The organism is Franconibacter helveticus LMG 23732, from assembly GCF_000463115.2.
Classification (GTDB): Bacteria; Pseudomonadota; Gammaproteobacteria; order Enterobacterales; family Enterobacteriaceae; genus Franconibacter; species Franconibacter helveticus.
In genome coordinates, this window is record NZ_AWFX01000049.1 from 22,030 (window position 1) to 45,023 (window position 22,994).

Genomic DNA, 22,994 nt, shown 5'->3' on the forward strand with positions numbered 1-22,994 from the left:
ATGGGCATTCATATACAAATCATGGATGAGTAAAGTGATTAGTTTCATCAAGCCTGTCAATTATCTGGAAATGTTGCGCACGGGCCTGGCCCCGGCAGCAAAAAATTTTGATATTCCGCCGAAAGAAACTATCCGGTTTAACGACGAAAAAGGAGAACATTATTGCTGGTTTTTGCAACATGGCAGCCTGAGTATTTATCGTGAATCAAACGAGCTGTTGCTGGAACTGGTTTCGTCCCCCGTCCTGCTGACTTTTGCCAACGATCTCATTCCTACAACACAACAATATCATATGGTCACCGAAACGCGTTGTAAGGGATTCTATTTGCCTGTCGACCTGGCTTTTGAACAAATTGATAAGCATCAATTATGGAAGGCGTATTCCCACTGGCAAGCCTGGCAAATGCGGATATTTGAATGGCGGGATGCATGTTTTACGGGCGCCAGTACCTATGCGCAAATCCGCTCTACGTTATTAATAATGGCAGACTGGGATAAAGAGATACGATCAAAGATTGGCGTGATTAACTTTATACAAAAAAGAACCCATATTTCCCGTTCCGTCATTGCAGAGATTCTCGCCGCGTTGCGCAAAGGAAATTACATTGAAATGAGCAAAGGGAAATTAATTGCGGTTAACCGCTTGCCGAATAATTATTGACCATGCGGGGTTGCTGCCCGCATGGCCGGTTTATGTCAAAGCGCTGGCGATGGCAATGGTTTGTTGCCGCTCAGTTCCGTGACCAGATCGTTAACGCCGTCGCTCATATTCACAAAACGGGTTAACGGCGAGCGCGTCACCACCACAAAAACGCCGACATTATTTTGCGGCACCATCGCCATATAAGTAATGAAGCCGCCGCCGCCGCCCGTTTTCTGAATAATGCCGGGACGGCCCGCTTTCGGCGCCATATAAACCCAGCCCAGCCCCAGCGCGTCCGCACGGCCCGGCACGTCCATGCCGATGACACGGGTGAACTGCGCACGCTGGTAAATCAGGGTTTGCATCCGGTCCGCCTGCGCGTTGCGGGAGTGAAAGTCGGAGGCGAGAAACTGCTGCATCCAGCGCATCATGTCGTCTGGCGTGGAGTAAACGCCGCCGCTGCCGATAGCCGCCAGCGTGTTATTGCATGGGCTGGCGCCTTTTTCCGCCACCATCAGCCGCTTACACTGGTCGGGCGATGGCGTGAAAGTCGTGTCTTTCATGCCGAGCGGACGGGCGATTTGCTCCTCAAACAGCTGCGCATAAGGTTTCCCTGCCGCCCGGGAGAGGGCATCCGCCAGCAAGTCAAACGCCAGATTGGAATAGGAAACGACAGAACCTGGCGCCGCTTTCAGGCTCGCCTGGCTCACCCAGTTCCAGCGCTGCTCACGTGTCGGCCAGACAAATACCGGCCGGTGGGCCGCGCCGCCGGGCTGCTCGCGGGGCAGGGCGCTGGTATGGGTAGCAAGATTCACAAGCGTAATGGGTTTGCCCTGATACGTCGGCACGCGCGCGCCGGCAGGCGCATATTTGCTGAGCGGATCGTTAAGCTGCACGACGCCCTGATCGAGAAGCTTTACCAGCATTTCGCTGGTCATCAGTTTGGTCAAAGAGGCAATGCGGATAACCGAATCAAGCTGCGGACGCACATTGTTGCCGGGGCGGGTTTCGCCGAAGCTGCGAAAGACGCGCTGGTTTCCATCAATCACCACCATCGCCATGCCGGTAGCGCCGCTGCCGTAAAAAATATGGTTGGCATAACGATCGACAATTTCAGAAGCGAAAACCGGATCGGGGGAGGCTGAGGCGGCCTGGGCCGCAGGCATAACCGCGGCAGTCAGCGCGGCGAAAAAAAACAGGCAACGTTTCAACGGACGGATCCACAGAGTCATTAAAGGGTAAAGGCTATTTATACTACTCTGCGCCGTTGTGCAAAGGGCCGATAAGCGCCATAAATCGTGAAAAAGCGTAACGACGAGTAATTACAGCGTTTTTTCTTTGGCCGGGGTTCGCCCTTTCTGGCCGTTACGTTATGGTAGGTGCACGTTTATCTTGTTAGCCGTTAAGGAGTCTTTCATGCAAAGCCGTCGCGCCGTTATCGTCGTCGATATGCAAAATGGCGTTTTCACCACGCCGCGTTCTGACCGGGAAGGGTGTACCGCACGGATCAACGCGCTTACCCAGGCGGCAGACATGGTTATCTTCATTCAGCATACCGCAGAGGATGAATTGCGGGAGGGAAGTGACGATTTCGCGCTTTTGCCGGAGCTAAACCAGCCCGCAGACGCCTTTTACGTGACGAAGACCGCCTGCGACGCCTTTTACTGCACTTCGCTCGAAGCCCTGCTGCGCGAGCAGAACATCCGCGATTTTGTGCTTTGCGGCTGCGCGACGGATTACTGCGTGGATGCCACCTTTAAAAACGGCGTCAGCCGGGGTTATCGCATTACCGTAGCAGAAGATGCGCATACCACCGCCAACCGTGCGGCGGCGCCCGCCGATGTGCTGATTCGCCACTATAACGATGTCTGGCGATCGTTTATCGCCCCGGCGAATCCGCCGCAGGTGTTGCCGGTGAGCCAAATTCTTGCCGCCTGGCAGGCGAACTAACCTTTTCACGTTTTGTCTCAACAGGCGCGGCGCGGCGGCCTTTATTTTTCGCAACAAATTGACCGCGCCTGACAAACGGTTTTAGGTAAGCTAACGCCGTCCTGAATAAAAAACGGCGAAAATGAAGCGCAGCAAGGCGATAACAATCAGAAGTGCAGGAGTAAGTCATGTTTAAATCTTTTTTCCCCCGGCCGACCGCTTTTTTCGTGTCGGCCTTTATTTGGGCGATGCTTGCCGTCATTTTCTGGCAGGCGGGCGGCGGCGACTGGCTGCTGCGTCTTACCGGCGCGGAAAAAGAGGTGCCGATTAGCGCCGCGCGTTTCTGGTCGGTGAACTATCTCACCTTTTACGCTTATTACGCCTTCTGCGTCGGCGTTTTTGCGCTTTTCTGGATGCTCTACAGCCCGCACCGCTGGCAATACTGGTCGATTCTCGGCTCGGCGCTGATTATTTTCGTCACCTGGTTTCTGGTGGAAGTGGGCGTGGCGGTCAATGCCTGGTATGCGCCTTTCTATGACCTTATCCAGACGGCGTTAAGCGCGCCGCATAAGGTAAAAATTGAGCAGTTTTACCATGAAGTGGCCGTGTTTCTCGGTATTGCGCTGATAGCCGTGGTCGTGGGCGTGCTGAATAACTTTTTCATCAGCCATTACGTGTTTCGCTGGCGTACGGCGATGAACGAATATTATATGGCGCACTGGCAGCGGTTGCGCCATATCGAAGGCGCCGCGCAGCGCGTGCAGGAAGACACCATGCGTTTCGCTTCAACGCTTGAAGATATGGGCGTGAGCTTTATCAGCGCGGTGATGACGCTTATCGCTTTTCTGCCAGTGCTGGTGGCCTTGTCTCCGCACGTGCAGGAGCTGCCGATTATCGGGCATGTGCCTTACGGTCTGGTGATTGCCGCTATTGTCTGGTCGCTGCTCGGCACGGGGCTGCTGGCGGCGGTGGGCATAAAGCTGCCAGGGCTGGAGTTTAAAAACCAGCGCGTGGAAGCCGCCTACCGTAAAGAGCTGGTTTATGGCGAAGACGACCCAACCCGCGCCACGCCGCCAACGGTGCGCGATTTGTTTAACAACGTGCGGCGCAACTATTTCCGCCTCTATTTTCATTACATGTATTTCAACATTGCCCGCATTTTGTATTTGCAGGTCGATAACGTGTTCGGCCTGTTTTTGCTGTTCCCGTCTATCGTTTCCGGCGCCATCACGCTTGGCCTGATGCAGCAGATCAACAACGTGTTCGGCCAGGTGCGCGGCTCGTTCCAGTATCTGATCAGCTCCTGGACAACGCTTGTCGAGTTAATGTCCATCTATAAACGTCTGCGCAGCTTTGAGCGCGAGCTGGATAACGCGCCGCTTAACGAACCACAGCAGGCGCTGTAATCACGACGCCCCTCCGGGGGCGTTTTCTACGCCGCAACGCCAGCCGATTCCGATTTTCCCGCCTGGGTGAAAATGTTACGCTCGGGCGCACTTTCACGACGAAACAGGAACGGTATGGAAAACGCGCTCCCTCTCGCCGCGCGCCCGTCGCGGCTCTCTCTTGCGCTTGGTCTGGCGGCTTTTCTGGCGCTGGCAGGCTGCACCAGTAAAACAAGCGAACCAACGGCGGAAAAGGCGAAGCCGCTGGATGTGAAAGCCGTGGTGAAACAAAAAATGCCGGCGAGCGTGAAGGACCGGGACGGCTGGGCGAAAGATATCGCCACCGCCTTTGAAAGCCAGAAGCTGCCGGCGACGGAGGAGAACATCTGCTCCGTGCTCGCCGTGGCGGAGCAGGAGGCGAACTATCAGGCGGACCCGGCCGTGCCGGGGCTGAATAAAATCGCCTGGCAGGAGATCGAGCGTCGCGCCGGGAAGCTGCACATTCCCGCTTTTGTGGTGCGCACCGCGCTGCTTATCAAATCGCCCAACGGCAAAAGCTACAGCGAGCGGCTTGATAATGTAAAAACGGAAAAACAGCTGAGCGCCATTTTTGACGACTTTATCGGCATGGTGCCGCTTGGCCAGACGCTTTTCGGCAATCTCAACCCGGTGCATACCGGCGGACCGATGCAGGTAAGCATTGCCTTCGCCGAGCAGCACGAGCGCGGCTACCCGTACAAAATAGAGGGTACGGTGCGCCAGGAGGTCTTTACCCGGCGCGGCGGACTCTGGTTCGGCACATATCATTTGCTTAACTATCCGGCGAGCTATACCCAGCCGCTTTATCGCTTTGCCGATTTTAACGCGGGCTGGTATGCCAGCCGCAACGCCGCCTTTCAGAATGCGGTCAGCAAGGCAAGCGGCGTGAAGCTGGCGCTGGACGGCGACTTAATTCGTTACAACAGCGACGAGCCGGGCAAGACAGAGCTTGCCGTGCGCAAGCTTTCAGGCAAGCTGGATATGAGCGAAAGCGCTATTCACCGCGCGCTCAGCAAGGGCGACAGCCTGGATTTCGAGAAGACCGATCTCTATGAAAAAGTCTACCAACTGGCCGAACAGAAGACGGGAAGAAAACTGGCGAGGGAGATGCTGCCTGGCATCCAGCTGGAGAGCCCGAAGATCACCCGCAATTTAACCACCGCCTGGTTTGCTAAACGCGTGGACGAGCGTCGGGTCCGTTGTATGAAGAAGGGTTAGAAATAGCGGCGGCGCAGGCGCAAATAAAGCGCAAAAGCGCCCGCCATGACGCAACCCAGCAGAAAAGGAACCACGCCGAACAGCGTGCTCACCGCCAGCCCCATTTCTATGCGGGGCCGACCGTTTTCCTGCATCTGCATCAGATGGTCAAACACGCCTGGCGCATGAACCAGCAGGTTCAGTATTTGCGCGCCCACCCAAAAGCAGAACAGCACAAACACGGCATAAGCGATATTGCCAGGCAGGGTTGTTTCGCGTTGTTTCCTGGCAAAGCCAGGCTTCGATAACATAATCTCTGCCATACAGACCTCCGGGGTGTACCTGCACGCTGGCGTTATGCCAGCTGACTAAGGTGAGTTTGACAGGAGTTAGTAAATGTCAATATCGGATTTCTGGTAATTTCAGGGGAAGATTACTCCTGGATGTCAGTTTTATGTAGATACTCACATTTACGTAACTTTATTAATCAACAGGTAACATTTCAGATTTTCCCCAACCACCGCGACCTGGGCCACAGACAGCCTGAATAAGTTGTGCGATGATGGCTTTTTTTCCTCCCGGAGCCGCAATGAACCTGCCTGTGAAAATCCGCCGCGACTGGCACTATTACGCCTTTGCGATTGGACTCATTTTTATTCTTAACGGAATTATCGGCCTGCTGGGCTTTGAAACGAAAGGCTGGCAAAACTATGCCGTAGGCCTGGTGACCTGGGTGATTGGCTTTTGGCTGGCGGGACTGATTATTCGCCGGCGCCCGGACGAAGAGAAACCGGGCGCGGCGCAGGAATAACGCTTAACGGGTAATCGTGCTTTTCAGCGCGCTGTCAGCGCGGTGGCGCTCCAGCGCCAGCTCAATCAAACGGGTGATAAGCGCCTGATAGCCAAGCCCGCTTGCCTGCCACAGTTTCGGGTACATGCTGATGTTGGTAAACCCCGGCAGCGTATTGATTTCATTAATAATCACTTCGTTATCCGCCGTCAGGAAAACATCGACGCGCGCCATGCCGCAGCACTCCAGCGCCTGGTAAGCGCGAAGGGCGATAGCGCGAATTTTATCGTTGATGTCAGGGGCGAGCGCGGCGGGAACCACCACCTGCGCGCCTTTATCGTCAATGTATTTGGTGTCGTAGGAGTAGAACTCATCGTTCACTACCACTTCGCCGCAGACGCTGGCTTCCGGTTCGTCGTTGCCAAGCACCGCGCACTCTATCTCACGCCCTTTGATGCCTTGCTCCACCACAACTTTATGGTCGAACGTAAACGCCAGCGCCACCGCTTCGTGGTACTGCGCTTCGCTGGTCACTTTGCTGACGCCTACGGATGAACCCTGGTTTGCCGGCTTCACAAACAGCGGCAGACCGAATTTTTCCTCCAGCTCGCTGAAGCTTACGCGGTTGCGGCTGACGCGGGTGAGCGTCACAAAAGGGGCGACGTTCAGGCCTGCGTCGCGCAGCAGGCGCTTGGCCACATCTTTATCCATACTCACCGCCGAACCCAGCACGCCGGAACCGACGAAGGGCAGGTTGGCCATACGCAGCATGCCCTGCAACGAGCCATCTTCGCCGAGCGTGCCGTGCACGATAGGGAAAATCACATCCACCTGATCCAGCGTCTGGCGGTTGTCTGCTTCAATCAGTTGCGCTTCGCTCAGGCCCGGCACCAGCGCGACATTTTTCTGCGAGCGATGAAGCGCGATACGCGCAGGGTCGTCAGCGTTCAGCAGATAACCCGACGCTTCATTAACGTGCCACTGTCCCTGTTTATCAATCCCCAGCAGCACGACTTCGAATTTTTCTTTATCTATGGCGTCGACGATATTTTTCGCCGACTGAAGCGACACTTCATGCTCCGCCGATTTTCCGCCAAAGACGATGCCCACGCGCAGTTTTGCCATTACACAATCCATCCAATACTGACCAAAGCTGACAACATAGCACGCGATAAGATGCGTTTCATGCCCTTCCTGCGGTGCGTCGGGAAGAGACGGCTATACTCAGAACTCTGATAAAACGAAAGGGAGAGCGCATGGCGAAAGCAGGAGGCGCAGTGGCGGGACTGGGGTTAGCGGCGCTTGTCGCGTATAGCTTGTACCACTGGCTACCGGACTGGTACAACCCATTTGCGCCGCTTTCACCCGGCGACCCGCCCACCATGGTCACCCGCTACAAACTGCGCCAGATGGCCAGCGATCCGCAGGCTTGCCTCGCCATCCTTAAGCAGGCAGGCGAGCAGGGGATGATAAGCTTTCGCGAGCAAAATAATGTGGCGGGGAAATGCCCGCTCGACGCCCCGGTACGCGTTACGCGCTTTGGCGACGTAGGGCTCAGCAGTTCGTTTCTCGCCAGTTGCCCGCTGGCGCTCAGCAGCGCCATGTTCGTTCATCAGCGCGCGAAGCCCGTCGCCGCCGTCCTAATGAAAAGCGAACTGACACGCATCGATCACTTAGGCAGCTACGCCTGCCGTAATATTTATAATCGCCCTGGCGCGCGTTTAAGCGAACACGCTACGGCGGATGCGCTCGATATCAGCGGCTTTCGCTTTGCCAACGGCCAGCAGGTAACCGTGCTGAAGGGGTGGGACGAGCAAAACGCGCGGGGAGAGACGCTGCGCGCGCTCTTTAACCAGAGCTGCCCTTTTTTCGGCAACGCGCTGGGCCCGGATTATAACGCCGCCCACGCTAACCATTTTCATTTAGGCATGCGCGGCTTTGGTATCTGCCGCTAGCGAAAAAGCGGCGTTGCGGCCCCGGTTTGTGTGATAAATATCACAAATAGTTCATTCTGGAAGATAAAATTCTGAAATGATTGGCAGCGCAAAGGATGCCACACCAGCGCAGAAACGGGCTGGTATGGTGGATTATATTCATCAATTTATTGTGTCGTAGGCGTATGGAATCCTGGAAGGTCAATATTATCTCGGTCTGGTTCGGCTGCTTTTTTACCGGCCTTGCCATCAGTCAAATCCTCCCGTTCCTGCCGCTTTACGTCGCCCAGTTGGGCGTGACGTCTCATGAAGCCCTGTCGATGTGGTCGGGCTTAACCTTCAGCGTCACCTTTCTGGTTTCGGCCATCGTCTCGCCAATGTGGGGCAGCCTTGCCGATCGCAAAGGGCGCAAGCTCATGCTGCTGCGCGCCTCGCTCGGCATGGCGATAGCGATTCTGCTTCAGGCCTTCGCCACTAACGTCTGGCAACTCTTTTTCCTGCGGGCCATTATGGGGCTCACCTCAGGCTATATTCCCAACGCCATGGCGCTGGTGGCCTCGCAGGTGCCGCGTGAACGCAGCGGCTGGGCGCTCAGTACGCTCTCCACGGCGCAAATCAGCGGCGTAATTTGCGGCCCGTTGATGGGCGGTTTCCTGGCGGATCATCTTGGCCTGCGCACCGTTTTTTTCGTCACGGCGCTTTTGTTGATGATTAGCTTCCTGGTGACGCTGTTGCTGATCAAAGAAGGGGCGCGCGTCAGCGTCAGCAAAGCGCAGCGGCTTTCCGGCAAGGCCGTATTCGCCTCGCTGCCCTATCCGAAGCTGGTTATTAGCCTCTTCGTCACTACCATGGTTATTCAACTGTGCAACGGTTCCATCAGCCCGATACTGGCGCTGTTTATCAAGGCGTTGTCGCCAGAGAGCACGAATATCGCTTTTCTGAGTGGGATGATCGCTGCTGTGCCCGGCGTCTCGGCGCTGCTTTCCGCGCCGCGGCTGGGCAAACTGGGCGACCGCATCGGCACCGCCCGGGTGTTGATGGCGACGCTTGTTTTCGCCGTCGCGCTCTTTTTCGCTATGTCGTTTGTGACATCGCCCACGCAGCTTGCCGTGCTGCGCTTTTTACTGGGCTTTGCGGATGGCGCCATGTTGCCGGCAGTGCAAACGCTGTTAGTAAAATACTCAAGCGATCAGGTCACGGGGCGTATCTTCGGCTATAACCAGTCGTTTATGTACCTCGGCAATGTGCTCGGCCCGCTCATGGGGGCAGGGATATCGGCGATGGCGGGCTACCGCTGGGTGTTCATCGCCACCGCCCTGGTCGTGCTGGTTAATGTGGTTCAGCTTGCCTGGGCGCTGCGTCAGCGCAGGCTAAGCGCTGCGCAAAAATGAGGAGATAACGCAATGATATATAATGCTTTGGGATTTACTGAGCGGCTTTTCATTATTTAATATGCATTTTTTATAGGGTCAAACTTTCCGGGGATTTACCTTAAATAATAAAAATGTTCTGCCGTTGATCATTTTTTGTGCCGCGCCACACTTCTATTAAATTAATATAAAAATAACGATTTTTTTACTTTGCAACCGGCAAGCGGGGTGATAACTTTCCCCCGATATTAACTAAGGGAATTGGGTTATGAAAAATCTTATTGCCGAATTGCTGGTCAAGCTTGCACAAAAAGAGGAAGAGTCAAAAGAGCTGGTGGCCCAGGTCGAGGCGCTGGAGATTGTCGTGACTGCTATGCTGCGCCGGATGGAGCAAAAAGAGCAGGATGCGCTTATCCAGGGCATTGAAGACGCCTTGCGGGAAGTGAATCCGCCAAGCGAGGTTCCCCATCGCGACAGCGAATTACTCAACCAATATCTAAAAAAGCTTTTGCGGCACCCCAGAAGCTAGTCAGTTAACGGCCTCATACTCTGTTATGAGATCGTCATAATTTGTTTTTATCGTCTCTCTTTTTTATTTCTTTTTAAAAGGAAGTTAGCAGAGTAAAAAAGAGGGCGATAACGATTGCTTTCATTCCAGAGTGGTTCAGCGCGGCAAGTAAAGCGTACGCGTAAATGCCCGTTTCAAAAAAACGGGCGGCGCAAAAAGATATTACTCAGCCAGGCGATGCATGTCGTCTTACGAGCAATCAAACTAAAGCGTTGCGTGCGTTATTAAATAATAAGCCCGCGAAAAAGCGTATTTTACTCACCGGCAACGGGATGGACGATCGGGAATAACGGCAGCGCGCCATCACGCCGAGGGTGCCGGCGGCTTTTTAAAAGCATGAATGCGCTGCCTTTTACAGGGTATTTCATCTGCTATTGCGTTGATACAACAGGGTGTTGCTGTCTTCAGCCTGCCTGTAGTGGGCTTAACGGGCGAAAACCTTCTCTTTACCCTCATGAAACCCCCTTTCGTGCCGTTATAAAAACTGTTACCGGGTAAGCATTCCTGATGCTCTCCGGTGGTGTTTTTCTCCTCTTCTGCCCAGGCTTAAAGCGCAATTCACGCTTGCTGGAGGAAGAATGAAAACGACGCTGCTGACCACGCTGGTGATGGGGATGCTCTCCTCCGGCCCCGACTATGCCGCCGAACGGTCGGTTCTGCCGCCTTCTTCCCGCACAACCTGCAACCAGCAGGCTACCGCCGCGCAAATAACCGGCAAGGCCCGTGAAACCTACCTTCGAAACTGTTTACGCAACCGTCAGAGCGCCCCCGGCGAGAAAAGCCTTACGCCCCGTCAGCAGCAAATGAACAAATGCCGCAGGCAGGCAAACCAGTTGGATGTCGACGCGCGCCGCCGTGCGATTAGCGAGTGTATGGCGCCATTTGACGGGTAGTTCTTACGGGTGACCGGGTAAAAACGCTCACCCGAAATTTCATACTCGGCCCGTTTGCCCTCTTCTTATACTTTGGGCAATGTTGCACAACCGTCCCGAGAAAATGAACCAACAACAGATATTTATCCGCTGGATCTCCTCGCAGGCCCGCAACCAGGCGCGCCCTACGGATGACTATCTGCGCTCGGGGCAACGCTTCGCACGCCGTATCTGGCTGCCGCGCACCGTGGGACACGGCATTAGTTTTCTTTTTCTCGCCCCGATTCTACTCACTCAACCGCTCTCCGGCTGGTGGTGGCTGGTGTTGTCGGTTTACGCGTTTATCTGGCCGCATCTCGCCTGGTTGCTGGCGGACCGCGCGGCGAACCCAAAAGCGGCTGAACAGCGCAACCTGACGTTTGATGCCGTGATGGGCGGCGTCTGGATCGCAGTAACAGGGCTAAACGCGCTGCCGTCGATCCTTATCCTGATGATGGTTAACATGAACAACATGGGGGCGGGCGGCGTAAAGCTCTTTCTGGTCGGCCTTTTGTTGCAGGCCGCGGCCTGCTTTACCACCCTTGCGATAATCAACCTGCCGGTGGATATTACCACCACGCCGCTTGAGATGTGGATCTGCCTGCCTGCGCTGCTTATTTACCCGGTCTTTTTCGGCTTTGTGACTTACCGCACCGCCATTAACCTTGCCGAACGTAAGCGCAGGCTCCAGTTGCTCAGCACCCGCGATGGCATGACCGGCGTTTATAACCGCCGCCACTGGGAACACTTGCTGCATAATGAATTTGATAACTGCCGGCGCTACCAGCGGGTGTCCACGCTGTTGCTTATCGATCTCGATCATTTCAAGTCTATTAACGACACTTACGGGCACGATGTCGGCGATGAAGCCATTCTGGCGATCACCCAGCATTTACAGCTCACCCTGCGCACCACAGATGTGATTGGCCGCTTCGGCGGCGATGAATTTGCTGTTTTCATGACCGGCACCTCCGTACAAAGCGCCATTGCCGCTATGCATCGCGTACATGAACATCTTGATGATTACCGCTTTGACTGCGCGCCTGAATTGCGCGTGCGCATCAGCGTCGGCGTCGCGCCTTTAACGCCGCAAATGACGCACTACCGCGAATGGCTGAAAGCGGCGGATAACGCCCTGTATAAAGCCAAAAAAGCGGGCCGCAACCGTACTGAAGTCGCCGCCTGATCGCCCCTGCGTTTGCTCACCCGTTTATCTCTGCCAGGCTTAACTTAGCGCTGCGTCACGTTTTTCTCGCGCAACGTGGCGGAGCAGCCGCGCCGACGCACAATAAAAATCAGGAGGAGCAATGTCATGAATTACCTTTATGTCGCCAGGGTGAAAGACCTGCCGGAAAGCCAGCCGCAAAAAGCGGAAGCAGGTGAAAGTGAAGTGGTGCTGATCCGTACCGGCGAGACAGTGCGTGCCTTTCAGAGTAAATGCCCGCATGCAGGCGCGCCGCTGGAAAAGGGGGCAGTGTGCGAGGGGCATCTGGTCTGCCCGTGGCATAAAGCGGTGTTTGATATCAGCAACGGCGCATGGCGCGAACCCTTAGCCCTTGCCAGCCTGCGTCAGTATCCGGTGCGCGTGGAAGAAGGAAAAGTTTACGTTAGCCCGAAAGCGATGTCGCCCGCCTTGCGTGCGCAGATCCGCGGCGAGGAAACGCAAACTTTTGTTATTCTCGGCACCGGGGCGGCGGGCAGCGCGGCAGCTATTACGCTTCGCGATGAAGGTTTCAACGGCAAACTTATTCTTATCGACCGCGAGCGCGAAGCGCCTTACGACCGCACCGCGCTTAGCAAATTCGTGCCCGCCGGCAAAATGAAAATCAGTGAAGTGCCGCATCCGCTGGACGAAAATTTCTGGCAGCAGCCTGGCGTGGAGGTGATTCGCGAAGAAGTGGAATCGCTTGATCCTGCGCTTCGCGAATTGCGGCTGGAAAGCGGCGAGACGCTGACTTTTGACAAGCTGCTGCTGGCGACAGGCGGCGCGCCGCAGCGCCCGGAACTGCCTGGCAACCGGCTGAAAGGCGTGCATCTGCTGCGCAGCATCGAACAGGCCGATGCCCTGCTCAAAGAAGTTGACCGCGAGCAGCAGCTGGTGATTATCGGCAACAGTTTTATCGCCCTGGAGTTGGCTGCTGCGCTGCGCAACCAGGATATCGACGTCACGGTGATAGCGCGCCATGCCTTGCCGTTTGCAAAGCAGTTCGGCGAAGAGGCGGCGCGCGGTTTTCGCGAACTGCATGAGCAAAACGGCGTGCGCTTTGTCACCGGCGAGCCGCAGGCGCTGGAAGGAGACGAGCATGTTCATAGCGTGACGCTAAAAGATGGCCGCAAGATCGCTGCCCAGGTTGTGGTGTTCGCCACCGGCATCAAGCCGGTTACCGGTTTTACGCATACCCTCATTCAGGAAGAGGATGGCAGCCTGCGCACCAACAACCGGCTGGAAGCGGCGGCGAATATCTGGGCGGCAGGCGATATTGCAAGCTACCCCGCGCCGGAGGGCCTGCGCCGCGTCGAGCACTGGCGCGTGGCGCAACAGCAGGGGCGTGTCGCCGCGCTGAATATGCTGGGTAAACAGGAAGTCTTCGATCGCGCGCCTTTTTTCTGGACGACGCATTACGGCACTCGCTATGAATATCTTGGGCACGCTGAAAGCTGGGATAACTATAAATTTATCGGCTCGTTCGCTGAGAAAAAATTTATCGCGCTTTATGGCGAGGCGGGCCTGTTAAAAGCGGTGCTGAGCTGCGGATATTATACCGGCACAGCGGCACTGCTGTTACGCATGCAGCAGCCGATAACGGTTGAAGAGGCGCAGGAAATTATTTTATCGGCGCAGGGATAAAACGGTATAGCCTTTTAGCTGACGGGAAAATTAACCGGGCCGCCCTTTGGCGGCCCGGTTTTTTTATGGACAGAACGGGCGCGGCCTGGCGCCAGACAACCTGAGTCAGGTTGCATAATCGTCCATGTCCGCTTTTTAACTAAAGAAGCATGGCGAAGCGGCTAATTGTGCGTCAGTCACAATTTTTGGCTGTTAAGTAAGCAATAAGGTGATGCTGTTCGCCATTTCATTTTGACAGGTACGTCACAAAACCGAGGTGTGTAGCTGGTTAGTCCATATCTGCGCCGCTTTAGCGCCTGACTCTTCTTGCAGGATTCTTCTACCGTTATCGTGTTGGCAACGTGCCTCTGAACGGGAGAAGTAAAGATGTCCTCGGTAAGTGATGTCACGCCTGGATTAACGGCGCACGAGCGTAAAGTGCGCCGCATGAATTTATTCGTATCGGTTTCCGCCGCCGTCGCCGGATTATTATTCGGACTGGATATTGGCGTTATTGCCGGAGCCTTGCCCTTTATTACCGACCATTTTTCCCTGGGCAGCAGGGCGCAGGAGTGGGTCGTAAGCAGTATGATGTTGGGCGCCGCGCTGGGTGCGCTTTTTAACGGCTGGCTCTCCTCGCGGCTGGGACGAAAATACAGTCTGCTGGCGGGCGCTATCTTATTTATCCTCGGCTCGCTTGGCTCTGCTTTCGCCACCTCGCTTGAGATTTTACTTATTTCCCGCGTGGTGCTGGGCGTGGCGGTGGGCATCGCCTCTTATACCGCGCCGCTCTATCTTTCCGAAATGGCCTCGGAAAATGTGCGCGGCAAAATGATTAGCCTTTATCAATTAATGGTCACGCTGGGTATTTTGCTCGCCTTTTTGTCTGATACGGCGCTGAGCTACAGCGGCAACTGGCGCGCCATGCTCGGCGTGCTGGCGCTGCCTGCCATTGCGCTGCTGATTATGGTTATCTTCCTGCCTAACAGCCCGCGCTGGCTGGCGGCGAAGGGTAAGCATATCGAAGCGGAAGAGGTGCTGCGTATGCTGCGCGACACTTCTGAAAAGGCGCGCCAGGAGCTGAACGACATTCGCGAAAGCCTGAAGGTGAAGCAGGGCGGCTGGTCGCTGTTTAAAGCCAACCGCAACGTGCGCCGCGCTGTTTTTCTCGGCATGCTGCTACAGGCGATGCAGCAGTTTACCGGTATGAATATCATCATGTACTACGCGCCGAAAATTTTCGAAATGGCCGGGTTCGCCAGCACGGAGCAGCAGATGATAGCGACCGTAGTGGTTGGACTAACCTTTATGCTCGCCACGTTTATCGCCGTGTTTACCGTTGATAAAGCCGGGCGCAAACCCGCGCTGAAGATTGGCTTTAGCGTTATGGCGACAGGTACGCTGGTGCTTGGCTATTGTCTGATGCAGGTAAACGGCGGGGAGATTTCGCGCGGTATTTCCTGGCTTTCCGTCGGCATGACCATGATGTGCATCGCAGGCTACGCCATGAGCGCCGCGCCGGTGGTGTGGATCCTCTGTTCTGAGATCCAGCCGCTGAAATGCCGCGACTTCGGCGTAACCTGTTCAACAACGACGAACTGGGTGTCGAATATGATAATCGGCGCCACCTTCCTGACGCTGATTGATAGCGTCGGCGCGGCGGGCACGTTCTGGATCTACACGCTGCTGAACATGGCGTTTATCGGCGTAACCTTCTGGCTTATTCCGGAAACCAAAAACGTCACCCTTGAGCATATCGAGAAAAACCTGATGGCGGGCAAGAAGCTTCGCGATATCGGACAGTAAAAAAGGCCCCCGCGGGGGCCTTTTTCTTAGCCTTTGCTGAGCTTTTCCGACTTCGCCATACAGGCCTGCATCGCTTCAATCACCGCAGAGCGGAAACCGCGCTCTTCCAGAACCCGCACCGCTTCAATCGTCGTACCGGCAGGGGAGCAGACCATATCTTTCAACTCGCCCGGATGCTTGCCCGTCTCCAGCACCATCTTCGCCGAGCCCATTACCGCCTGCGCGGCGAATTTATAGGCCTGAGCGCGCGGCATGCCGCCGAGCACGGCGGCGTCGGCCATCGCTTCGATAAACATAAAGACATAGGCTGGCGCCGAGCCGCTAACGCCCACCACCGGATGGATCAGGTATTCCGCCACGACTTCCGCTTCGCCGAAGCTTCTGAAAATGGTCAGTACCGTATCGATATCTTCCTGGGTCGCCAGCGCATTGGGGGTGATGGAAGTCATGCCCGCCTGCACAAGCGACGGCGTGTTAGGCATGGTGCGGATGATTTTACGGTCATGGCCGAGCGCAGTGGCAAGCTGATCCAGCGTCACGCCTGCGGCGATAGAAACCACCAGCGACTCCTTATTAAAGCTGGAGGCGATATCGCTCAGCACTTTCACCGTGATGTTCGGCTTAACCGCGCTGAAAACGATATCGGCGGTCTGCGCCACTTCCTGCGCGCTCTGGGCGCCGTTAATGCCGTACGCTTCGCGCAGCTCAGCGACATTTTCCGGCGTCGGCGTATAGACCCAAATCTGCTCCGCCCGCGCCTGGCCGCTGGCGAGCAGCCCGCCGAGAATCGCTTTACCCATGTTGCCGCAACCGATAAACCCTATTTTCTTTTCCACCGCGTCGCTCCGTTTTGTCGCTTAAGTATCAGAGGGGCTCTAGCTTAACGCGCTTTTGGGCGATCCGTTAAGGCTTCGGCTACGCTTAACTGAAAATGAGGAGGTGACATGGACAAGACAACGGATGAATACCGCAGCCGTCGCTATCCGATTCACGAAGACATGCGCGCCCAGCGGGTAGAGTGGGTATTACAGCGCGGCGGCAACTGGCTGCTTTACGCGATAGTGATAGTCGCCCTGCTTGGCGGCTTTTCCGACGGCTGGCTTAGCGAAACGACGAAGACCAATGCGCAGGGTTCGCTGATGGTGGAATACCAGCGTTTTTTACGCTCGGAAAGCGACGAGCCCTTCACGCTTCGCATTAAAGGCGAGCCGAATCAGCCGGCAACGGTGCGGCTTTCAGGCGACTTTATGGATAAATTCGTTATTCAGACGCTGCGCCCCCAGCCGCTGATAACGCACGCTTCTACCCATGCGCTTTTACTCACTTTCCCTGCCACCCCATCGGGGGAGCATGCTGTCTGGTTAATGACGCAGCCGCAGACCGCGGGGCTTTTAACGTCGCAGATAACCCTTGACGGAACGGCTCCCGTCACGCTGAAACAGTGGGTATATCCTTAGGAGAGAAACATGGAAAGCGTACTTCGCGCGGCGGGAATGTACGTGCTGCTGCTGATTGTGTTGAAAATTGCCGGACGGCGCACGTTGCTTGAGATGAACTCTTTCGATTTTGTTTTGTTGCTTATCATCAGCGAGGCGACGCAACAGGCGCTTCTTGGCAACGACTTCTCGTTCACTGGCGCGGCCATTACCATCATCACCCTGATTGTGCTTGATATTCTTTTCAGCTACCTGAAAAACGCGATCCCGCGGCTTGATCTGATTATTGACGGATCGCCGCTGATCCTGGTGGAGAACGGCAAGCTGCTGGAAAAACGCATGCGAAGATCCGGCATTTCCGAAGAAGATATTTTGAGTTCGGCGCGCAGCGCCCAGGGCATTGAGCGGCTGGATCAGATAAAATTCGCCATCCTTGAGAAAAACGGCAAGATAGCCGTGATTCCCGCAGAAAAACAGGAGGCGTAATGCCAGTTTGGGTGGATGCCGATGCGTGTCCTAACGTGATAAAAGAAGTGCTGTTTCGCGCGGCGGAACGCACGCAAATCGCTGTAACGCTGGTGGCGAACCAGAATATCCGGGTGCCGCCCTCGCGGTTTATCCGCGCCATGCGCGTGCCGGCGGGCTTTGATGTAGCCGACAACGAGATTGTCCGCTTATGCGAACCGGGGGATCTGGTGATTACCGCTGATATTCCGCTCGCGGCGGAAGTGCTGGCGAAAGGGGCGGCGGCGTTAAACCCGCGCGGCGAGCTTTACAGCGAAGCGACCATAAAAGAGCGGCTGACCATGCGCGATTTTATGGAGACGCTGCGCTCAAGCGGCATCCAGACCGGCGGGCCTGACAGCCTGAGCCAGCGTGACCGGCAACGTTTCGCCGCCGAGCTTGATAAATGGCTTAGCGGCAAAACGCGTTAAGGCTTAGACCCAGCTATCGTCGTCATTGCCGAAATCATCACCGCCAAAATCATCGCCGCCGAAGTCATTATTGAAATCTTCGTTGGCGTAATAATCGTTGGTGTTGTCCTGCTGTAAGCCTGCATCCTGATTCAAAAACTGGCTGTCATCCGCCTGGTTGTAATCTTCCACCGCGTTAACGGCGCCGTTGTCTGCGGGTTGCGCCGGTTCGTTGATAATATTCACAATCTCCTGCGGCTGATGATGGCTGAACATGCTGGTCAGCATATTGCCAAGCACCACGCCGCCTGCGACGCCCGCCGCCGTTTGCAGGGCGCCTGCCATAAAGCCGCCGCCGCGCGGCGCGCTGTAGCTTTGCTGGGCGTATCCCTGCGCCGGCGCGTTGTTATAGCTGCCTGGCGCGGCATTCTGGTAGTTTTGCGCGCCCGGGATGGCATCTGAGCTGCGTCCCGCCTGAGCCTGCTGTTGCGGCTCGGCTGCGCGTGAACCGCCGCCAAACAGCCCGGCCAGAAACCCGCCGCTGCTCTGCTGTTGTTTAGAGGCGTGCTGCAACTGCGCTACCTGCGCCTCAAGCCCCTGAACACGGCTGTTGAGTTCTTTAATGGCGGCTTCCTGAATCAGGATGGTTTGCGCCATGTAATAACCGGCCGCAGGCTGCTCGCGCAGATGCTGTTCAATAAGTTGCTGGGCGGCGGCGTCGCGCGGCGCGCTGTTAGCCTCAGCGGTTTTCAGTCTGGAAAAGAGTCCGTCAATCAGACGCTGTTCTTCCGATTGCATGATGCCTACCTCTGTGATTGGGTCATAAAACTAAGTCTGGAGAAAATTCCGCGGTTGTAAACACCCTGATTCGTAAAGCTATTAAGAAATGTGTTACCAGAGGCTCGCGCGCAGGGGTTGTACCCGGCCTGCGTTTTCAAGTAAGGTGGGCGTTTCTGAATGTGCAAGATAAGCTTTACAGCTTTGGTTTACTTTCGACTGAAATTAAATCTTAATATCAGCCACTTGAAACAAAACTGTAACTTTTATTTTACAGCTGTCCATTGTACTAGCGTGATGATATGATAACGCCTCCACTACGCTATTTACGCTTAACCCGTCCTGGCGACAGCGACTGAGGATCCTCCATCCATGACTCAACCCATTTTCCTGGTCGGCGCTCGCGGCTGCGGCAAAACCACCATTGGGAAAGCGCTGGCGAAAGCCCTGGAATACGCCTTTGTCGATACCGATCACTGGCTGCTTGAAAGCTCGGGCATGACCGTGGCGGAGATTGTTGAAAGCGAGGGGTGGCCGGGGTTTCGCGCCCGGGAAACGCAGGCGCTGAAGAGTGTTACCGCGCCTTCCACGCTCATCGCCACCGGCGGCGGTATGGTGCTGGCGCCGGAAAACCGCCTGTTTATGCGTGAAAAAGGGGCCGTTATCTATTTACAGGCGCCGCCGCAGGAGTTGGCGCGCCGGCTGGAAGCTTTTCCGGAAGCGGGGCAGCGCCCGACGCTGACCGGCAAGCCTGTCGCGCAGGAGATAAGCGAGGTGCTCGCCGAGCGCGAGCCGCTCTACCGCCAGGCCGCGCATCATGTGATCAACGCCGCCCGGCCGCCAGAAGAGATTGTCGAGGCGGTCATTGCGGCGCTGCGTCTGGCGCAGGCAAGCTAAGCGCCGGGATTGTCTATACTTACTGCTTCTGCACAATAAAAAGGAAGCATTATGCCAACCAGACCCCCATACCCTCGCGAGTCGCACATCGTTACCGTCGAAAAAGGCGGCACGGATAAAACCGTCACCTGGTATCAGCTGCGTGCGGATCACCCGGAGCCGGACACCCTGATCAGCGAGCATGAGACCGAACAGGAAGCGCTTGATGCGCAGCGTCGTTACGAAGACCCCGATAAAACCTGACCGCGATAACAAGGGAAGGGGGTTGCGCCTGCAACCCTGTCCCTGATTCCGAAAAAACGTTCCCGCCTGGAATTATCACACCATTAATTCATTCGCCTCGTTAATAATCCGTTACTATTAAGTTATACCCTTGGGCGCAAGAGGCAAAAAGAGGGGCGGCGCATTAAAGCAAAGCTGCTACGCTTTTTGAACTCCCCCGTACAGCCTGCCAGGTCAGGTCGTCTGCATTGCAGCAAATAGTCGTTAAGAAAGGCGGTAGAAGAATGAGTGCAACATTGGCGATACTCACTGTCGGTGTGGTGCCGGTAAGTGCAGTTCTGCCGTTATTAACCGAACATATTTCTGAAGATCAGATAACCCATCTCAGCCTGCTTGGAAAAATCTCTCGCGAAGAGGTGATGGAAGACTATTCACCCGATCCGGGCGATGAGGTGATGTTGACGCTGCTTAATGATAACCGGGGGGCGGAAGTTTCCCGTAATAAAGTGGAAAAAGCGTTGCAGGGGCTGATCGAAGTGCTGGATAACCAGGGCTACGACGTTATTTTGTTGATGAGCACCTACCGCTTTAACTACCTGAAAGCGCACAATTCCATGCTGCTGGAGCCGGAGCGTATCATCCCGCCTCTGGTGGCTTCTATCGTCGACGGACATCAGGTAGGCGTTGTCATTCCCGTGCCGGAACTGCTGAGCGTGCAGGCGCAAAAATGGCAGACCCTGGAAAAAGCCCCTTTTTACGCACTGGCGAACCCGGTGTTCGGCACTGATGACGAGCTGATTGCAGCCGGGCGCGACCTCATCGGCCGCGGCGCCGACGTGCTGGTGCTGGACTGTCTTGGATTTTACCAAAAACACCGTGATCTGCTGCAAAAAGCGCTGGATGTGCCGGTATTGCTTTCGAATGTACTGGTGGCGCGGCTTGCGGCGGAACTGCTGGTCTGAGGCCGCCTCACAATTTACGTGACAGGCTCGCAGCTTGCCCTCTATATTGTTTTTCCAACCATTTTTAAAAAAGGGCAAGGCCATGCTTCAGAGTAATGAGTACTTTTCCGGTAAAGTGAAATCCATCGGTTTTACCAGCAGCAGCACGGGCCGCGCGAGCGTAGGCGTGATGGAGCCGGGCGAATACACCTTTGGCACCGCGCAGCCTGAAGAGATGACGGTGGTAAGCGGCGCGCTGCATGTCCTGCTGCCGGGCGAAACCGAATGGAAAACCTATGAAGCGGGCCAGGTTTTCAATGTGCCGGGGCACAGCGAATTTCATCTGCAAGTGGCTGACACAACCTCTTATCTTTGCCGCTACCTCTGATAGCGACACGGCATAAAAAAAGCACCGTTAAACGGTGCTTTTTTGTTACGCGAGGATGCCGGTTAGCGCTGCGCTTCGCCGCCTAACCCTTCCACCAGGTTCTGAATGAGCGCGGCCAGCTCGCCGGTCATCAGGGTGAAATCCGCGTCAAAACGCGCCGCGACATCTTCACGGTCGATATCTTCGTTCTGGTCGCGCAGCTCATCGGCAAATTTCAGGCGCTTGATGGAGCCGTCGTCCGCCAGCACAAACTGGATGCGCTGCTGCCAGTCGAGCGCGAGTTTAGTGACGACTTTGCCCGTTTCGATATGCACCGCAATCTCATCGCTTACCAGCTCCTGCTGCTTGCAGCGAATGACGCCGCCGCCTTCCAGAATCGCCTTCAGCTCGGCTTCGTCCAGCAATTGAAAGCCCTGCGCCGCGCTGCCGCTGCGCACCCATTCGGTGAGCGTCAGTTCAATCGGCGTTTCCAGCGTCAGCGGCACCACCGGCAGCGAGCCCAGGCTTTTACGCAGCAGCGCCAGCGTGTCTTCTGCTTTTTTGGCGCTCGCGCAATCCACCATAATGAGACCGTTAACCGTATCTATCCACATCATGGTCTGGCTGAAGCGGCTGAAGGCGCGCGGCAGCAGCGAGTGCAGCACTTCGTCCTTCAGCGAATCTTTTTCGGTTTTTTTCAGTTTGCGGCCCTGGTCGGCTTCCAGCTTCGCAATTTTCGCTTCCAGCGCCTGCTTGATCACGGGCGCCGGCAGCATTTTTTCTTCTTTACGGGCGCAAATCACAATCTGCCCGTTGGCGGCGTGGGTTAATGCATCACTGTGCGAGCCCATGGGCGACACCCAGCCGGTTTTCGCCATATCCTGACTACCGCAAGGGGTAAAAGAAAGGGGCGCTAACTGTTTCTCCATCTCATCCGCGCGAAGGGAAACGTCGCGGTTTAAACGGTATACCATTACATTTTTGAACCACAGCATAATCTTTTCCACGGCCTGCTTAGTAAACGCAGCGGGCATGATAGCGAATCGGGGGTTCCGTTTCATTGCCTTTCCGGGGCGCGCCTTCTACTCTCTTGATAATTCACCAGATATAAGGAGCAACATGTGCGTATTGGGATTGATTTAGGCGGTACTAAAACTGAAGTTATCGCGCTTAGCGACCAGGGCGAGCAGCGTTTTCGCCACCGCCTGCCAACGCCGCGCGACGACTATCGGCAAACCATTGAGACCATTGCTGAGCTGGTGCGCCTGGCGGAAGAGGCGACGGGCGAGCGCGGCACCGTCGGCGTCGGCATTCCCGGTACGCTTTCGCCTTATACCGGCGTGGTGAAAAACGCCAACTCCACCTGGCTGAACGGCCAGCCCTTCGATAAAGATCTCAGCGCGCGTCTGGGGCGCGAGGTTCGTCTGGCGAACGACGCCAACTGTCTTGCAGTTTCCGAAGCGGTGGATGGCGCAGCGGCGGGCGCGCAGACGGTGTTCGCGGTGATCATCGGCACTGGCTGCGGGGCGGGCATCGCCCTTAATGCCCACAGTCATATCGGCGGCAACGGCAACGCGGGCGAGTGGGGCCATAACCCGCTGCCATGGATGGATGAAGATGAACTCCGCTATCGCGAAGAGGTGCCTTGTTACTGCGGCAAGCAGGGCTGCATCGAAACGTTTATTTCAGGCACCGGCTTTGCCACCGACTATCAGCGTCTGAGCGGACATGCGCTTAAGGGCAACGAAATTATCCGCCTGGTTGATGAACAGGATGCACTGGCGGAGCTGGCGCTGAGCCGCTACGAGCTGCGGCTGGCGAAGTCGCTTGCCCATATCGTTAATATTCTCGATCCGGACGTGATAGTGCTGGGCGGCGGCATGAGCAACGTTGACCGGCTCTATAAAACCGTCCCGCAGCTTATCAAGCCCTGGGTATTCGGCGGCGAGTGCGAAACCCCCATTCGCAAGGCGCGCCATGGCGATTCCAGCGGCGTGCGCGGCGCGGCGTGGCTCTGGCCGCTGGAAGCATAAAAGAGGGC

The 22,994-nt window shown here is 55.9% G+C and carries 26 protein-coding genes and 1 pseudogene; 21 read left to right on the forward strand and 6 right to left on the reverse strand.

What is annotated here, in order from left to right:
* The first annotated feature begins 25 nt into the window (after positions 1-25).
* On the forward strand, positions 26-661 hold the full coding sequence (locus tag DW56_RS15170) for a helix-turn-helix domain-containing protein (protein WP_234409223.1): 636 nt from the start codon (positions 26-28) through the stop codon (positions 659-661).
* A gap of 35 nt (positions 662-696) precedes the next feature.
* Here the strand turns inward: DW56_RS15170 and ampH are convergent, their stop codons facing one another.
* The gene (gene ampH / locus DW56_RS15175; protein WP_024554094.1) at positions 697-1,854 is read right to left on the reverse strand and encodes a D-alanyl-D-alanine-carboxypeptidase/endopeptidase AmpH; all 1,158 of its coding nucleotides are present in this window, start codon (positions 1,852-1,854) and stop codon (positions 697-699) included.
* Between the two features lie 205 nt (positions 1,855-2,059).
* Between ampH and DW56_RS15180 the strand changes: the two genes are divergently transcribed.
* From DW56_RS15180 to DW56_RS15190, 3 genes are all read left to right on the forward strand, one after another.
* Positions 2,060-2,593 carry an isochorismatase family protein gene (locus DW56_RS15180; protein ID WP_024554095.1) on the forward strand — a complete coding sequence of 178 codons (534 nt, stop codon included), beginning with the start codon at positions 2,060-2,062 and terminating at the stop codon, positions 2,591-2,593.
* Between the two features lie 167 nt (positions 2,594-2,760).
* On the forward strand, positions 2,761-3,978 hold the full coding sequence (gene sbmA / locus DW56_RS15185) for a peptide antibiotic transporter SbmA (protein WP_024554096.1): 1,218 nt from the start codon (positions 2,761-2,763) through the stop codon (positions 3,976-3,978).
* A 114-nt stretch (positions 3,979-4,092) separates the two neighbouring features.
* Positions 4,093-5,214, forward strand: a complete 1,122-nt coding sequence (locus tag DW56_RS15190) for a DUF1615 domain-containing protein (protein ID WP_024554097.1) — start codon at positions 4,093-4,095, stop codon at positions 5,212-5,214.
* Here the strand turns inward: DW56_RS15190 and DW56_RS15195 are convergent.
* Positions 5,211-5,516: a DUF2755 family protein gene (locus tag DW56_RS15195; RefSeq protein WP_024554098.1), complete on the reverse strand. Its 306-nt coding sequence runs from the start codon at positions 5,514-5,516 to the stop codon at positions 5,211-5,213. The genes DW56_RS15190 and DW56_RS15195 overlap by 4 nt on opposite strands.
* A gap of 266 nt (positions 5,517-5,782) precedes the next feature.
* Here DW56_RS15195 and DW56_RS15200 point away from each other — a divergent pair, with 266 nt between their 5' ends.
* Complete coding sequence (locus DW56_RS15200) at positions 5,783-6,004, forward strand: DUF2754 domain-containing protein (protein ID WP_024554099.1); 222 nt, start codon at positions 5,783-5,785, stop codon at positions 6,002-6,004.
* Between the two features lie 3 nt (positions 6,005-6,007).
* Here the strand turns inward: DW56_RS15200 and ddlA are convergent, their stop codons facing one another.
* A complete protein-coding gene (ddlA, locus tag DW56_RS15205) occupies positions 6,008-7,108 on the reverse strand; it encodes a D-alanine--D-alanine ligase (RefSeq protein WP_024554100.1) in 1,101 nt (366 codons plus the stop codon).
* Between the two features lie 131 nt (positions 7,109-7,239).
* Here ddlA and DW56_RS15210 point away from each other — a divergent pair, with 131 nt between their 5' ends.
* The 8 genes and pseudogenes from DW56_RS15210 (at position 7,240) to DW56_RS15240 (ending at position 15,399) form a co-directional block, all read left to right on the forward strand.
* On the forward strand, positions 7,240-7,938 hold the full coding sequence (locus DW56_RS15210) for an extensin-like domain-containing protein (RefSeq protein WP_024554101.1): 699 nt from the start codon (positions 7,240-7,242) through the stop codon (positions 7,936-7,938).
* A 164-nt stretch (positions 7,939-8,102) separates the two neighbouring features.
* Entirely contained in the window at positions 8,103-9,308 is a 1,206-nt protein-coding gene (locus tag DW56_RS15215; RefSeq protein ID WP_024554102.1) for a multidrug efflux MFS transporter, read from the forward strand.
* Between the two features lie 247 nt (positions 9,309-9,555).
* On the forward strand, positions 9,556-9,816 hold the full coding sequence (iraP, locus tag DW56_RS15220) for an anti-adapter protein IraP (protein WP_024554103.1): 261 nt from the start codon (positions 9,556-9,558) through the stop codon (positions 9,814-9,816).
* Between the two features lie 167 nt (positions 9,817-9,983).
* Positions 9,984-10,239, forward strand: a pseudogene (locus DW56_RS23195) (alkaline phosphatase); the annotation flags it as partial.
* A gap of 194 nt (positions 10,240-10,433) precedes the next feature.
* Entirely contained in the window at positions 10,434-10,748 is a 315-nt protein-coding gene (locus DW56_RS15225) for a PsiF family protein (protein ID WP_024554104.1), read from the forward strand.
* A gap of 103 nt (positions 10,749-10,851) precedes the next feature.
* Positions 10,852-11,952, forward strand: a complete 1,101-nt coding sequence (adrA, locus tag DW56_RS15230; RefSeq protein ID WP_024554105.1) for a diguanylate cyclase AdrA — start codon at positions 10,852-10,854, stop codon at positions 11,950-11,952.
* Between the two features lie 126 nt (positions 11,953-12,078).
* A complete protein-coding gene (locus DW56_RS15235; RefSeq protein WP_024554106.1) occupies positions 12,079-13,614 on the forward strand; it encodes an FAD-dependent oxidoreductase in 1,536 nt (511 codons plus the stop codon).
* 366 nt (positions 13,615-13,980) lie between these two features.
* The gene (locus tag DW56_RS15240) at positions 13,981-15,399 is read left to right on the forward strand and encodes a sugar porter family MFS transporter (protein ID WP_024554107.1); all 1,419 of its coding nucleotides are present in this window, start codon (positions 13,981-13,983) and stop codon (positions 15,397-15,399) included.
* 26 nt (positions 15,400-15,425) lie between these two features.
* On the opposite strand, the gene proC is transcribed toward DW56_RS15240, so the two are convergent.
* Positions 15,426-16,235: a pyrroline-5-carboxylate reductase gene (gene proC, locus DW56_RS15245; RefSeq protein ID WP_024553022.1), complete on the reverse strand. Its 810-nt coding sequence runs from the start codon at positions 16,233-16,235 to the stop codon at positions 15,426-15,428.
* Between the two features lie 108 nt (positions 16,236-16,343).
* On the opposite strand from proC, the gene DW56_RS15250 reads away from it, so the two are divergent.
* Genes DW56_RS15250 through DW56_RS15260 form a run of 3 tightly spaced genes read left to right on the forward strand, consistent with a single transcriptional unit; the run spans position 16,344 to position 17,770 of the window.
* Positions 16,344-16,856 carry a hypothetical protein gene (locus tag DW56_RS15250; protein ID WP_024553021.1) on the forward strand — a complete coding sequence of 171 codons (513 nt, stop codon included), beginning with the start codon at positions 16,344-16,346 and terminating at the stop codon, positions 16,854-16,856.
* Positions 16,857-16,865: 9 nt separating this feature from the next.
* Positions 16,866-17,321 carry a DUF421 domain-containing protein gene (locus DW56_RS15255; protein WP_024553020.1) on the forward strand — a complete coding sequence of 152 codons (456 nt, stop codon included), beginning with the start codon at positions 16,866-16,868 and terminating at the stop codon, positions 17,319-17,321.
* A complete protein-coding gene (locus tag DW56_RS15260) occupies positions 17,321-17,770 on the forward strand; it encodes a YaiI/YqxD family protein (protein WP_024553019.1) in 450 nt (149 codons plus the stop codon). Before DW56_RS15255 ends, DW56_RS15260 begins: the two co-directional genes overlap by 1 nt.
* A gap of 3 nt (positions 17,771-17,773) precedes the next feature.
* Here the strand turns inward: DW56_RS15260 and DW56_RS15265 are convergent, their stop codons facing one another.
* Positions 17,774-18,547: a DUF2076 domain-containing protein gene (locus tag DW56_RS15265; protein ID WP_024553018.1), complete on the reverse strand. Its 774-nt coding sequence runs from the start codon at positions 18,545-18,547 to the stop codon at positions 17,774-17,776.
* 351 nt (positions 18,548-18,898) lie between these two features.
* On the opposite strand from DW56_RS15265, the gene aroL reads away from it, so the two are divergent.
* The 4 genes from aroL to ppnP all read left to right on the forward strand — a co-directional run bounded on the left by aroL (position 18,899) and on the right by ppnP (position 20,974).
* The gene (gene aroL, locus DW56_RS15270) at positions 18,899-19,423 is read left to right on the forward strand and encodes a shikimate kinase AroL (protein WP_024553017.1); all 525 of its coding nucleotides are present in this window, start codon (positions 18,899-18,901) and stop codon (positions 19,421-19,423) included.
* 51 nt (positions 19,424-19,474) lie between these two features.
* On the forward strand, positions 19,475-19,666 hold the full coding sequence (locus tag DW56_RS15275) for a YaiA family protein (RefSeq protein WP_024553016.1): 192 nt from the start codon (positions 19,475-19,477) through the stop codon (positions 19,664-19,666).
* A 263-nt stretch (positions 19,667-19,929) separates the two neighbouring features.
* Entirely contained in the window at positions 19,930-20,607 is a 678-nt protein-coding gene (locus DW56_RS15280) for an AroM family protein (RefSeq protein ID WP_024553015.1), read from the forward strand.
* An 82-nt stretch (positions 20,608-20,689) separates the two neighbouring features.
* Positions 20,690-20,974: a pyrimidine/purine nucleoside phosphorylase gene (gene ppnP, locus DW56_RS15285; RefSeq protein ID WP_024553014.1), complete on the forward strand. Its 285-nt coding sequence runs from the start codon at positions 20,690-20,692 to the stop codon at positions 20,972-20,974.
* A 62-nt stretch (positions 20,975-21,036) separates the two neighbouring features.
* On the opposite strand, the gene rdgC is transcribed toward ppnP, so the two are convergent.
* Positions 21,037-21,948: a recombination-associated protein RdgC gene (gene rdgC / locus DW56_RS15290; RefSeq protein WP_035888395.1), complete on the reverse strand. Its 912-nt coding sequence runs from the start codon at positions 21,946-21,948 to the stop codon at positions 21,037-21,039.
* A 126-nt stretch (positions 21,949-22,074) separates the two neighbouring features.
* On the opposite strand from rdgC, the gene mak reads away from it, so the two are divergent.
* Entirely contained in the window at positions 22,075-22,986 is a 912-nt protein-coding gene (gene mak, locus DW56_RS15295; protein WP_029697309.1) for a fructokinase, read from the forward strand.
* Positions 22,987-22,994: the final 8 nt, after the last annotated feature.